We start from the raw sequence: 12,408 nt of genomic DNA on the forward strand, positions 1-12,408 counted from the left end.
GACGCAGGCCATGTTCGAAGAAGCAGAAGCAGACCCAAGTCTGGCCAAAAAAATCTTCGATCGCCGGGAGCTGCGCCTGCGCACCGCGCTGCTGAACGCGCAATACAGTCTGCTGAGTCGCGCGGATCGGACGCTGCTCGTGGTCATCGCCGGCATCGCCGGCTCGGGCAAGGGCGACGCCGTCAATCTCATGAACGCATGGATGGATCCGCGCCACATCCACACCCTGGCCTTCGACACGCCCTCGCCGGCACAGTCGCAGTACCCGCCCTTTTGGCGCTACTGGAACGCGCTGACCGCGAAAGGCCGCATCGGCATCGTGTTCGGCTCCTGGTATGTGCCCTTGCTGAAAGAGGCCGCGCGCAAGCGCCCCGATGCCGACTTCATCGAACGGGAGGCCGAACGCATACGCCGCCTGGAGGCCACGCTCTCGGCCAACGGCGTGCAGATCGTCAAACTCTGGTATCACATGTCCGCGCAAGCCCAGTGCGCGCGCACCCAAGCCTTGCTGTCCAGCCCGGAGACCGCCTGGAAGGTAATGCCCGAGGACCTCAAGGTGCCCAAACAATTCGAGCGCCTGCGCAATGCCGGGCTGGCCGCGATCGAGCGCACCGACATGCCTGCCGCGCCCTGGACCGTCGTGCCCGCCGCCGACACGCCGCTGCGCCACCTGCGCACGGCGCAGATCCTGCTGGCGGCGCTGCGCCGCCAGCAGGCGCCTCGTCCCGCGCGCGCCCAAGCCGCGGCAGGCAAATCCACGCGGCGCATACGCGATCGGCTGGGCGAAGTCGACTACGAGGCGCTGGTGGACAAGAACGATTACGAGATCGAGCTGGGCTTGCTGCAGGGCCGGCTGGCGCGGGCCACACGCTCGCCCAGATTCCATAAAGACCACTCCCTGGTGTTGGTCTTCGAGGGCCAGGACGCCGCGGGCAAAGGCGGCGCCATCCGGCGGGTCACCCATGCGCTGGATGCGCGGCAGTTCGAGATCACACCCGTTTCGGCGCCCAACTCCGACGACCTGGCGCATCCCTACCTATGGCGGTTCTGGCGCCATGTACCCCGGCCCGGCCGCATCGCCATCTTCGACCGCAGCTGGTACGGCCGGGTGCTGGTCGAACGCGTGGAAGGCTACGCGGCGCCGAGCGACTGGCGCCGCGCCTATGGCGAGATCAACGACTTCGAGGCGCAGCTGGCCGACAAGGGCGCAATCGTCTTGAAGTTCTGGCTGGCCGTGACGCAGGACGTGCAGCTCGCACGATTCAAGGAGCGCGAGCACTCGCCCTTCAAGAACTTCAAGATCACGCCCGACGACTGGCGCAACCGCAAGCGCTGGAACGACTACGCGCGGGCCGCCAACGAGATGCTGGCCCGCACCGACACCCCGGCTGCGCCCTGGAATTTGATATCGGCCAACGACAAGCGCTATGCTCGGCTGCAGGTATTGCGCCAAATCGTCCATGCGATAGAGACGCGCCTTTAATTTTTTAGCGCGGCAACCCGCCTTACCTTGCCCGGGAGTCCCTCATCAAAACCCTAGGCATCCTCGCGGCCCTTGCCGAAGAAGTCAGCGCGCTGCTGCAAGAGATGGGTCCCAGCGCCCACACACAGCGCATCGGCATGCGTGACTATCATCAAGGCGTGCTGTACGGCCAGCCTTGCGTGATCGTGCTCACCCGGGTGGGCAAGGTGGCGGCGGCCACCACCACCGCCACACTGCTGCGCGAGTTCAATGTCGAGCGCGTGGTGTTCACCGGCGTGGCGGGCGGAATCGCCGAGAACGTGAAAGTAGGCGACGTGGTGATCGGCAGCGCGCTGGTACAGCACGACCTGGACGCGCGGCCGTTCTTTCCGCGTTTCGAGGTGCCGCTGCTGCACACCAGCCGCTTCGCCACGTCGGACGCGCTATCGGCGCTGCTGCTGCGCTGCGCCGCCGAGTTCCTGGCCGAACAACCCGCCGCGCCCGCCGCGCACCTGGGCCTGATCGCCACCGGCGACCAGTTCCTCAACAGCACCGACGCCGTGGCGCAGCTGCGTAGCGCCGTGCCCGAAGCCCTGTGCGTGGAAATGGAAGGCGCGGCCGTGGCCCAGGTCTGCCACGAGTTCCGCGTGCCCTGCGCCGTGATGCGCACCGTCTCGGACCGGGCCGACGACGATTCGCACATCGACTTTCCCCTCTTCCTGCGTGAGGTCGCCAGCGTGTACTCGGCGGGCATCCTGCGCCGCTTCCTGGCCGCGCTGCCCAGACTGACCCAGGCCGAAGAATCCTTCGATACCCCGCTGGCCTGAACACGCTGCCCATCCATGCGCCTCCCATCCATGCGCCTCTTTACCGACGACGAAATTTCCAGCAATCGCCTGCGACCCGGCACCCTGGCCGCCGAAGCCGCGAACCTGCCTTCAGCCTGGCGCATCTGCCTGCAAGCGGCTGGCGCCGCGCTGGCGCTGCAAACCATCACCGCCTTCGTCGAAGGACGCCTGGCTGAAGGCGCGACGATCTATCCGTCGCACCCTTTCCGCGCCCTGCAGGCGCTGCTGCCGTCGCAGGTGCGCGTGGTGATCCTGGGACAGGACCCCTATCACGGTCCCGGCCAGGCCCAGGGATTGGCCTTTTCCGTGCCCGACGCCTGTCCCACGCCGCGCAGCCTGCGCAATATTCAGAAGGAAATCGCCCGCGATACGCCGCAGGCGCGCATCGCCGGCAACGATCTGGCGCCCTGGACGGCCCAGGGCGTGCTGCTGCTGAACACGTCGCTTACCGTCGAGGACGGCCAGGCCGGCTCGCACTCCCGGCGCGGCTGGGAGGCTGTGACCGACGCACTGATGAACGCGGTCGCGGCCGAACCGCACCCCACGGTCTTCCTGCTGTGGGGCGGCCATGCCCAAGCCAAGCATGAACAGTTGCCCGCGGGGGGGCCGCGCCTGGTGCTCAAGGCCAATCATCCCTCGCCCCTGTCGGCCAGCCGGCCGCCTATTCCCTTCCTGGGTTGCGGCCATTTCAGCCAAGTAAACGTCTGGCTGCAGGCCCAGGGGCTGCCGGCGATCGACTGGTCGACGGGAGCGCGGTAGCGCCTGTCGACACCGTTCCGTCCCCCACCGGTTTTTACTCACGAAATCATGGGACGGAACACTAGGATTAACCACCTGTGCCGGCGAGTTGAGCTCCTGTAAAATCGCGCCCATTCCCGGCGCTGCCCGGGACCGAACAGGAGAAGAAACATGAGGGAAAACAAGCCGTTGCGCGCTGCGCGACTGACTTCGCTCGCTGCCGCGGCAGTGGTATCCATAGCCGGCGTTTCGCTCGCGCACGCGTCCAGCATTCCGAACAAGACGCTGGTCTATTGCTCGGAAGGCAGCCCGGCCGGCTTTGACCCGGCCCAGTACACCACCGGCACGGACTTCACCGCCAACACGTTCACCGTCTACAACCGCCTGGTCGAATTCGAACGCGGCGGCACCAAGGTCGAGCCGGGTCTGGCCACCTCGTGGGACGTCTCGCCCGACGGCAAGACCTACACCTTCCACCTGCGCCACGGCGTGAAGTTCCAGACCACCGCGTTCTTCAAGCCCACGCGCGACTTCGACGCCGACGACGTGGTGTTCACGTTCGATCGCATGCTCGACCCGAACAACGCGTTCAACAAGGCCTATCCGGTTTCGTTCCCGTACTTCACCGACATGGGCATGGACAAGCTGATCGCCAAGGTCGTCAAGGTCGATCCGTACACCGTCCAGTTCGTGCTGAACGAGCCGAACGCGCCGTTCATCCAGAACATGGCGATGGAATTCGCCTCGATCCTCTCGGCCGAATACGCCGACCACCTGCTCAAAATCGGCAAGGCCTCGGACATCAACCAGTATCCGCTGGGCACAGGCCCCTTCATCTTCAAGAGCTACACCAAGGACGCCACGATCCGCTTTGACGGCAACCCCGACTACTGGAAGCCCGGCGCGGTCAAGCTGTCCAAGCTGATCTTCTCGATCACGCCGGACGCCAATGTGCGCGTGCAAAAGCTCAAGGCCAACGAATGCCAGGTCATGGTCTATCCGCTCCCCGCGGACGTCGCACCGCTCAAGGCCGACCCGAAAATCGAGATGCTGTCCAAGCCGGGCTTCAATCTGGGCTACCTCTCGTACAACACCACGCACAAGCCGCTGGACAACGTCCAGGTGCGCGAGGCGCTGGACATGGCGATCAACAAGAAGGCGATCATCAAGGCGGTGTATCAAGGCGCGGGCCAGCTCGCGGCCAATCCGATGCCGCCGACGCAGTGGTCCTACGATCCGAATCTGAAGGGCAACCCGTACGATCCGGCCAAGGCCAAGGCGCTGCTGGCCAAGGCGGGCCTGCCCAACGGCTTCAATCTCACGCTCTGGGCCATGCCGGTACAGCGCCCGTACAACCCGAACGCGCGTCTGATGGCCGAGATGATCCAGTCCGACTGGGCCAAGATCGGCGTCAAGGCCAAGATCGTCTCGTATGAATGGGGCGAGTACATCAAGCGCGCCCACGCAGGCGAAGACGATTCCATGCTGATCGGCTGGACCGGCGACAACGGCGATCCGGACAACTGGCTGGGCACGCTGCTGGGCTGCGACGCCGTGAACGGCAGCAACTTCGGCAAGTGGTGCTACAAGCCTTTCGACGACCTGATCCAGAAGGGCCGCACCACGGCCGACCCGGCGCAGCGCACCCAGATCTACACACAAGCGCAGCAGATCTTCGCGCAGCAGCTGCCCTACTCGCCGATCGCCAATTCGATCGTGTACCTGCCCATCAGCAAGAAAGTGGTCGGCATGCGCGTCGAATCGCTCGGCTACCTGCGCTTTGATGGCGTCAGCATGAAGTAATGCCGCGCGCGTAGTTCCTGCCGGCCGGTCGAGCGCCCGTCGCAAGACCCGCCGAGCCAGGTCCGGCGACCGAGGCCCTGCGCCTCGGTCGCCGGTTATGTTTCATTGTCTTGTTTTAGGGGGAACAAAGCATGTTCCGCTTCGTATTGCGCCGTATTGGCATGGTGATACCCACATTCATCGGTATCACGCTCCTGGCGTTCTCACTCATACACCTGATTCCGGGCGACCCCATCGAAGTGATGATGGGCGAGCGCGGCGTCGATCCGGCCATGCACGCGGCCGCCATGCACCGCCTGGGCCTGGACGAGCCGCTGCCGATGCAGTACCTGCACTACGTCGAACACGCGCTGCACGGCGACCTGGGCACGTCCATCATCACCAACACCAGCGTGATGAGCGAATTCATGGCGCGCTTTCCCGCCACCATCGAACTCTCACTGTGCGCGCTCATCTTCGCGCTGGTGGTGGGCCTGCCCGCCGGCGTCTTTGCCGCGCTCAAGCGCGGCACCGCCGTGGACCACGGCGTGATGGGTTCGGCCCTGACGGGCTATTCCATGCCTATCTTCTGGTGGGGCCTGATCCTGATCATGCTCTTTTCCTCCAAGCTGGGCTGGACCCCCGTCTCGGGCCGCATCTCCGTCCAGTACGACATTCCGCACGTCACCGGCTTCATGCTGATCGACTCGCTATTGCCCGGCACCGATCCGGGTTCGTTCAAGTCCGCGGTCTCGCACCTGATCCTGCCCACCATCGTGCTGGGCACCATCCCGCTGGCGGTGATCGCGCGCATGACCCGTTCGGCCATGCTCGAGGTGCTGCGCGAGGACTACATCCGCACCGCCCGCGCCAAGGGCCTCTCGCCTCTGCGCGTGATCGTCGCGCACGCGCTGCGCAACGCACTGATCCCGGTGGTCACCGTCATCGGCCTGCAGGTCGGCACCCTGCTGGCCGGCGCCGTCCTGACCGAGACCATCTTCTCCTGGCCCGGCATCGGCAAGTGGCTGATCGATGCGATCAACCGCCGCGACTACCCGGTCGTGCAGGGCGGCATTCTCATGATCGCCACCCTGGTGGTTATGGTGAACCTGTTCGTCGATCTGCTCTACGGCGTGCTCAACCCCCGCATCCGCCACACGAGGTAAAGCGCGTCATGAAAGAATTCTGGTCCAATTTCTCACGCAACAAGGGCGCCGTGGCCGCCGGCGCCGTGGTGCTGGCGTTGATCCTGGTGGCCGTCTTCGCGCCCTGGATCGTGCCGCACGATCCCATCCGCCAGTACCGCAGCGCCCTGCAGGCCCCGCCTGCCTGGCTCGAGGGCGGGCAGTGGCGATTCATCCTGGGCACCGACGAGGCCGGGCGCGACATCCTGTCGCGCCTGATGTACGGCGCGCGCCTGTCGCTGTGGATCGGCTGCGTCTCGGTCATGCTCGCGCTCATCCCCGGCGTCGTGCTCGGCCTGGTGGCCGCCTTCTTCCGCTGGGCCGACACGCCCATCATGCGGCTCATGGATGTGCTGATGGCGCTGCCCTCGCTGCTTCTGGCCGTGGCCATCGTCGCCATCATCGGCCCGGGCCTGGTCAACACCATGCTCGCCATCGCCACCGTCGCCCTGCCCGGCTACGTGCGCCTGACGCGCGGCTCGGCCATGGGCGAGCTGCAAAAAGAGTACGTCACCGCCTCGCGCGTGGCCGGCGCCGGCACCTTGCGCCTGATGTTCTCGCAAGTGCTGCCCAACTGCGCCGCACCCCTGATCGTGCAGGCCACGCTGGGCTTTTCCTCGGCCATCCTGGATGCGGCCGCGCTGGGCTTCCTGGGCCTGGGCGTGCAGCCGCCGACAGCCGAATGGGGCACCATGCTCGCCTCGGCGCGCGACTACATCGACAGCGCATGGTGGATCGTCACCATGCCGGGTCTGGCCATCCTGATCTCGGTGCTGGCGATCAACCTCCTGGGCGACGGGCTGCGCGACGCGCTCGATCCCAAGCTCAAGCGGATGACCTGACATGAAAAATGATTTGCTGACCCTGCGCAACCTGGCGGTGGACTTCAACGGCCTGCCCGCGGTGGAGGGAGTCGATCTCTCGGTAGCGCCGGGCGAGGTGCTGGGCATCGTGGGCGAATCGGGCTCGGGCAAGAGCGTGACGATGATGGCGCTGATGGGCCTGATCGACGCACCGGGCAAGGTGAGCGCCGATTCGATCACCTTCGACGGGCGCGACCTGCTCAACGCCACGGGCCGCGCGCGGCGCCGCATCGTGGGCAAGGACATCGCCATGGTGTTCCAGGACGCGCTCACCAGCCTGAACCCGAGCTACACCGTGGGCTATCAGATCAAGGAAGTGCTGCGCCTGCACGAGGGCCTGCGCGGAGCGGCTCTGCATGCGCGCACGCTCGAGCTGCTGGACCAGGTCGGGATACCCGATGCGAAGAACCGCATCGAGAACTTCCCGCACCAGATGTCCGGGGGCATGAACCAGCGCGTGATGATCGCCATGGCGGTGGCCTGCAACCCCAAGCTGCTGATCGCAGACGAGCCGACCACCGCGCTCGATGTCACGATCCAGGCGCAGATCATGGAACTGCTGATGCGCCTGCAAAAGGAACGCGGCATGGCGCTGGTGCTGATCTCGCACGACCTGGCGGTGGTCGCGGAGGTCGCGCAGCGCGTGGCCGTGATGTATGCGGGCCAGATCATCGAAACCAACCGCGTGCCCGACATCTTCGCCGCGCCCCACCACCCCTACACCGAGGCGCTGCTGGCGGCCATCCCCGAGCACAACAAGGGGGCCCGGCGGCTATCGGCGCTGGCGGGCATGGTGCCGGGGCGCGACGACCGCCCCCCCGGCTGCCTGTTCGCCCCGCGCTGCACGTACCGCACCGGCGAATGCGATGCGGCGCGCCCGGCGCTGGAGTCCCTGCCGGGCTTCTCCGACGCCACCCTGGTGCGCTGCATCCATCCGCTCAACCCGACTCACGCAGGTGCCCAATGAACGCTCTCGCACAACAGGCGCCCCAGGACGTCGACGGCCCGCAGACCGTCCTGCTGGCCCAGGACCTGACCAAGCACTACACCGTCAAGCTCGGCCTGGGCAAAACGGGCACCGTCAGGGCGTTGAACGGCGTTTCCTTTGCGCTCACGCGCGGACGCACGCTGGCCGTGGTCGGGGAGTCCGGCTGCGGCAAGTCCACGCTGGCGCGCCAGCTCACGCTGATCGAGCCGCCCACCGCCGGGCGCCTGACGGTCGACGGCCAGGACGCCGCGCACGCGGACAAGGCGCAGATCGCGGCCCTGCGCCGGCGCGTGCAGATGGTCTTCCAGAATCCGTACGCCTCGCTCAACCCGCGCAAGACCGTCGCCCAGACCCTGGGCGAGCCCTTGGCGATCAACACGCCGCTCACAGCCAGCGAGCGCGCCGAGCGCATCGCGCACATGATGAAGATCGTAGGCCTGCGTCCCGAACACGCCCGGCGCTATCCGCACATGTTCTCCGGCGGGCAGCGCCAGCGCGTGGCGATCGCCCGCGCCATGATCCTCGACCCGCAGATCGTGGTGGCCGACGAACCGGTCTCGGCGCTGGACGTCTCGATCCAGGCACAGATCCTGAACCTGTTCATGGACCTGCAGGAGCAGTTCCGCACCAGCTACGTCTTCATTTCGCACAACCTGGCCGTGGTCGAGCACGTGGCCGACGACGTGATGGTCATGTACCTGGGCGCCATCGCCGAGCTGGGCGAGAAAAACGCCGTCATCGAGCGCCCGCGCCACCCCTATACCCGCGCCCTGCTCTCGGCCACCCCGGCCATCTTCGAGGCCGACCGGCACGTCAAGATCAAGCTCGAGGGCGAGCTGCCCTCCCCGCTCAATCCGCCGCCGGGCTGCACCTTCCACCAGCGCTGCCCCTATGCGGCCGAGCGTTGCCGCAGTGAGGTTCCGCATCTGCGGCCCGTGGACGGCAGGCAGGTCGCATGCCACCGCGCGGAAGAGCTCGCCTAGGGCGGATGGCACCCCGCGGCGGCGCCCCCCGGAACGCCGCCGCGGAGCAAGGCGGAATATTTTCGGGTTAACCCTAGACATTGCCGGCCGACCCGGTTATGATCTCGGCACTGCACCTAACCAGATTCGGCATATTCCTTTCTGGGCCTCTATTTTGAAGCAACGCTGTTCCAATAATTAGGCCCGCCGCAGTCCGTCCCGTTACTTGGCCCTCCGCCTGGCATTGCAACACGCGCCAGCGCACTACCGGTCAAACCGGTCCGATGCCGAAACTCATCGCCTCCTGACCTCTTTCCTGGCGTCTTTGCGTTCGCCCTTTTGAACGCTGTCCAACGCGTACGGTTGATTTGGTCGGCACGATGCTCATCAACCGTCGCGGGACCGGCCCACCTTCTCTTGCCGTGCTTGCGTACAACGCCGCTTGATCGCGGCAAGGGAAAGTCATGTCTTTCGCAGAACTGGGCCTCGCGCCCGAACTGGTCTCGGCCCTCACCGAAGCGGGTATCGAAACCCCCACTACCGTCCAGGAACAGGCGATCCCGCTTGCCCTGCAAGGCAAGGACCTGATGGTCTCCTCGCAAACGGGGAGCGGCAAGACCGCCGCCTTCATGCTGCCGGCGCTGCATCGCATGGCCAAGCACACCGGCAACGGCGGCGTTGGTGTGCAAATGCTGGTGCTGGCCCCCACGCGCGAACTGGCCATGCAAGTGGCCGATGCCGCGCAGGCCTATGGCGCCAAGCTGCCCGGCCTGCGCGTGTCGACCGTGGTCGGCGGGGTGCCCTACGGCGCGCAGATCAAGGCCTTGTCGCGCCGCGTCGACGTACTGGTGGCCACGCCCGGCCGCCTCATCGATCACCTGAAGGCCGGTCGCGTCAAGCTCAACTCCGTCCACACTCTGGTGCTGGACGAAGCCGACCGCATGCTCGATATGGGCTTTATCGAAGACATCGAAGCCATCATCGAGCGCACGCCCGCCGACCGCCAGACCCTGCTGTTCTCGGCCACTCTGGACGGCACCGTGGCCAAACTGGCCGGGAAGATGATGCGCGAACCGCAGCGCATCGAAGTCGCCGGCCGCCACGACAAGCACGCCAACATCACGCAGACCCTGCTGTACGCCGACGACCAGTCCCACAAACTGCGCCTGCTCGATCACCTGCTGCGCGGCACCAACCTGGACCAGGCCATCATCTTCACCGCCACCAAGCGCGGCGCCGATGACCTGGCCGACAAACTGAGCGAGCAAGGCTTTGCCGCCGTCGCCCTGCATGGCGACATGAACCAGCGCCAGCGCACCCGCACCCTGACCCAACTGCAGCGCGGCCAAGCGCGCGTGCTGGTGGCCACCGACGTGGCCGCCCGCGGCATCGACGTGCAAGGCATCAGCCACGCCATCAACTTCGACCTGCCCCTGCAGGCCGAGGATTACGTGCACCGCATTGGTCGCACCGGCCGCGCCGGCCGCGACGGCCTGGCCTACACCCTGGCCCTGCACGGCGAGCGCCACAAGGTGCGCCGCATTGAAAGCTACATCAGCCAGACCATCACGCCCGAGATCATCGCCGGCCTGGAACCCCAGCGCGCCGCGCGCCCTGAACGCCCCCACTCAGGCAAGCCCGGCGGCGGCAAATTCCATCACGAAAAGCGCGCCGGCAGCTTCGATCGCGGTCCGCGCAAGTTCGAGGAACGCCGCGAAGCCAGTGGCGAGCAGCGCGATTTCGTCAAGCGTGAATTTGGCGACAAGCCCGCTTTCGGCCAGCGCCGCGAATTCGGCGACCGTCCGCAGCGCGACTTCGGCGATCGTCCCCAGCGCCCCAGCAGCATGGGCGAGAAGACCGGCTTCAAGCCCCGCCGCGATTTCGGCGACAAGCCGGCGTCCGGCGACCGCGCGCCCCGCGAAGGCGGCTTCGCCCAGCGCCGCGAATTCGGTGATCGCCCGCAGCGCAGTTTCGGCGACAAGCCCGCTTTCGGCCAACGCCGCGAGTTCGGCGACCGTCCGCAGCGCGACGCGGGCGACCGCCCCCAGCGCACCGGCTTGGGCGAGAAGGCCGGTTTCAAGCCCCGCCGCGATCTTGGCGACAAGCCTGCGTTCAGCGGCGACCGCCCGCAGCGTGAAGGTGGTTTCGCCCAGCGCCGCGAATTCGGTGATCGCCCGCAGCGCAGTTTCGGCGACAAGCCGGCCTTCGGCCAACGCCGCGAGTTCGGCGACCGTCCGCAGCGCGACGCGGGCGACCGCCCCCAGCGCACCGGCTTGGGCGACAAGCCGCGCAGCGGCAAGCCCTTTGAAAAGCGCGCCAGCGCACCCAAGCGCTTCGAACGCCGCAGCTAAGCAGCGCGGTTGATCGGCCGGGGCGGCCAGGGCTCGATGACAGAGCGCTGGCCGCCCTGTCTCATTCGGCGGCGATATCTGCGCCGCCGAACAGTGGTGCCATACCCGGCGGCAAGATGAACGTGCCGGCACCGGACCTGTTCACGGTTTCTGGCATGCCTTCACGCCAAACATGATCGCCAGCGCGCACGGCGAGGTCAGCATGTGCGCGCCATCGTGCCCGACGCCGGGCACGACATGAAACTGCTGGTTCAGACCCTGCGGATGCCGCGCCTGCAGGTAATGGAAATAGGCCCGCCCCCGCGCAAGACGATTGCTGCCCTGCGCCTGGGCCGGGCAGCTGCGGTCCAGCGCGGCCTGCCTGGGATCGGTGTCCCGGCCGCCGATCAGGTACGTCACATCGCGCCTTGCATAGCCGGCTTCGAGTTGCGCGGGGCTGCGGTTATCCAGATAAGGCGCACGAGCCTGCATCCCATACTTCCAGTCGTCGAAAGCCGGACAGACCGCCGCGTCGTAGGGCGCAAAGCCGCCGGCCGCGGTCGGGCGTTGCGCGTCGAAATACACATAGGAAGAAGGGTTGGCCACCAGGAAGCTCACCGCGATTCCCGCCCGCGCCAGCGCATGCAGGCCGCGCGCGGCCACCGCATAACGCTGCACGACCTGTGCGCCGCCCGAATGTCCGACGAAAACCACGCGCTTGAGATTCGGAAACAGGCGCCGGTCCGCCAGGTGCCGGGCAATCGCATCGAGCACCGCGTAGGAACTCAAGGACGCGCCATCGGCCGACGGCTCGCCGCCCATCCACGCATTGCCCTTCCAGCGCAGCAGGTCGGCCGGCAGATGCAGCGCCTGCGCGTCTATCGTCGCAAGAAACTGCGGCGCGACCAGCAGCACCGTGCCGGGGGCTGCGCCGGCTGCGGCGCGCGCGCGCCGCGCCGTGCGATAGTAGGCATCGGCATTGCGCAACTTGCCGTGTATGACGACCACGGCGCGCTCGATGCGCGGCTGCGGCACATTCCAATGCGCCGACAGGTAGAGCGGCGCCTGAAACACGCCTGCGGGCGTGGAAAGCGGCAGTCGCGCCGGGGCGAGCGCGGCGACCGGGTGCAGATGCGGCGCATAGGCGTGCGCGGCCCATGCCGCGCCAGGCGCCGCGGCCGCAAGCAGCAAAGCGGCGCTCCAAACCGCCGCCGCGCATCGCCGGGCGGTCCCCGCAAGACGGGCTGGAAA

At 66.9% G+C, this 12,408-nt stretch carries 10 protein-coding genes; 9 read left to right on the forward strand and 1 reads right to left on the reverse strand.

The genetic code is table 11. The features are described from left to right. The first annotated feature begins 10 nt into the window (after positions 1-10). The 9 genes from pap (at position 11) to H143_RS0105290 (ending at position 11,178) form a co-directional block, all read left to right on the forward strand. Entirely contained in the window at positions 11-1,483 is a 1,473-nt protein-coding gene (pap, locus tag H143_RS0105250) for a polyphosphate:AMP phosphotransferase (RefSeq protein ID WP_019937186.1), read from the forward strand. Positions 1,484-1,527: 44 nt separating this feature from the next. Continuing rightward, positions 1,528-2,289, forward strand: a complete 762-nt coding sequence (locus H143_RS20000; RefSeq protein WP_033365382.1) for a 5'-methylthioadenosine/adenosylhomocysteine nucleosidase — start codon at positions 1,528-1,530, stop codon at positions 2,287-2,289. Between the two features lie 15 nt (positions 2,290-2,304). Next, positions 2,305-3,069, forward strand: a complete 765-nt coding sequence (locus tag H143_RS0105260) for a uracil-DNA glycosylase (RefSeq protein WP_231378458.1) — start codon at positions 2,305-2,307, stop codon at positions 3,067-3,069. A 150-nt stretch (positions 3,070-3,219) separates the two neighbouring features. Then, positions 3,220-4,851, forward strand: a complete 1,632-nt coding sequence (locus H143_RS0105265; RefSeq protein ID WP_019937189.1) for an ABC transporter substrate-binding protein — start codon at positions 3,220-3,222, stop codon at positions 4,849-4,851. Positions 4,852-4,982: 131 nt separating this feature from the next. Further along, a complete protein-coding gene (locus tag H143_RS0105270) occupies positions 4,983-5,996 on the forward strand; it encodes an ABC transporter permease subunit (RefSeq protein WP_019937190.1) in 1,014 nt (337 codons plus the stop codon). An 8-nt stretch (positions 5,997-6,004) separates the two neighbouring features. Continuing rightward, positions 6,005-6,856, forward strand: a complete 852-nt coding sequence (locus tag H143_RS20005; RefSeq protein WP_019937191.1) for an ABC transporter permease subunit — start codon at positions 6,005-6,007, stop codon at positions 6,854-6,856. A 1-nt stretch (position 6,857) separates the two neighbouring features. After that, positions 6,858-7,844 carry an ABC transporter ATP-binding protein gene (locus H143_RS0105280; RefSeq protein ID WP_026349748.1) on the forward strand — a complete coding sequence of 329 codons (987 nt, stop codon included), beginning with the start codon at positions 6,858-6,860 and terminating at the stop codon, positions 7,842-7,844. Continuing rightward, complete coding sequence (locus H143_RS0105285; protein WP_019937193.1) at positions 7,841-8,848, forward strand: peptide ABC transporter ATP-binding protein; 1,008 nt, start codon at positions 7,841-7,843, stop codon at positions 8,846-8,848. The genes H143_RS0105280 and H143_RS0105285 overlap by 4 nt, the downstream gene beginning before the upstream one ends. Before the next feature lie 443 nt (positions 8,849-9,291). After that, positions 9,292-11,178, forward strand: a complete 1,887-nt coding sequence (locus H143_RS0105290; protein ID WP_019937194.1) for a DEAD/DEAH box helicase — start codon at positions 9,292-9,294, stop codon at positions 11,176-11,178. 141 nt (positions 11,179-11,319) lie between these two features. Here the strand turns inward: H143_RS0105290 and H143_RS0105295 are convergent, their stop codons facing one another. Then, complete coding sequence (locus H143_RS0105295) at positions 11,320-12,348, reverse strand: hypothetical protein (RefSeq protein WP_019937195.1); 1,029 nt, start codon at positions 12,346-12,348, stop codon at positions 11,320-11,322. Positions 12,349-12,408: the final 60 nt, after the last annotated feature.

The sequence above is a fragment of the Bordetella sp. FB-8 genome (assembly GCF_000382185.1).
Classification (GTDB): domain Bacteria; phylum Pseudomonadota; class Gammaproteobacteria; order Burkholderiales; family Burkholderiaceae_B; genus Bordetella.

What these genes read in the sequence shown, in the direction of transcription:
- pap (WP_019937186.1), top strand. Translation starts at nt 11, where the DNA reads ATGTTCGAAGAAGCAGAAGCAGACCCAAGTCTGGCCAAAAAAATCTTC.
- H143_RS0105260 (WP_231378458.1), top strand. Translation starts at nt 2,305, where the DNA reads ATGCGCCTCCCATCCATGCGCCTCTTTACCGACGACGAAATTTCCAGC.
- H143_RS0105265 (WP_019937189.1), top strand. Translation starts at nt 3,220, where the DNA reads ATGAGGGAAAACAAGCCGTTGCGCGCTGCGCGACTGACTTCGCTCGCT.
- H143_RS0105270 (WP_019937190.1), top strand. Translation starts at nt 4,983, where the DNA reads ATGTTCCGCTTCGTATTGCGCCGTATTGGCATGGTGATACCCACATTC.
- H143_RS20005 (WP_019937191.1), top strand. Translation starts at nt 6,005, where the DNA reads ATGAAAGAATTCTGGTCCAATTTCTCACGCAACAAGGGCGCCGTGGCC.
- H143_RS0105280 (WP_026349748.1), top strand. Translation starts at nt 6,858, where the DNA reads ATGAAAAATGATTTGCTGACCCTGCGCAACCTGGCGGTGGACTTCAAC.
- H143_RS0105285 (WP_019937193.1), top strand. Translation starts at nt 7,841, where the DNA reads ATGAACGCTCTCGCACAACAGGCGCCCCAGGACGTCGACGGCCCGCAG.
- H143_RS0105290 (WP_019937194.1), top strand. Translation starts at nt 9,292, where the DNA reads ATGTCTTTCGCAGAACTGGGCCTCGCGCCCGAACTGGTCTCGGCCCTC.